General features: G+C 58.8%; 1 protein-coding gene. It reads left to right on the top strand.

The features are described from left to right. Window positions 1-274: hypothetical protein (locus HKX41_11440; GenBank protein ID NNC24745.1), on the top strand; the 274-nt coding region annotated here is incomplete at both ends.

The following is a 274-nucleotide window of genomic DNA, read 5'->3' as shown; positions in this document are numbered from 1 at the left end:
CACGAAGTCGTGATTGTCGTCGACCCCGACCAAGAAGCTGTTCATGCCGATCTCCTTCAAGGCTTGCGAGATGAAAACCTCGATCCGGCTGCTAAAGCACGACAAGACCTTCTCGACGTCGCTCTGTCAGCCAGAACCCTCCTGGTCGTCGTGAGGCAGGCGCGCAGCCCTGTGAGCAACCTCACCGTGCTGCCGGGCCCCTTTACGAGAACCCTCTCTCAAGCTCTCAAGGCGCAGTCCGCAACACCGCGTTGCGTTAAACACGGTTTGCAAC

The organism is Salifodinibacter halophilus (genome assembly GCA_012999515.1).
Lineage (GTDB): Bacteria > Pseudomonadota > Gammaproteobacteria > Nevskiales > Salinisphaeraceae > Salifodinibacter > Salifodinibacter halophilus.
This window is presented reverse-complemented; position numbering and strand designations above follow the sequence as displayed.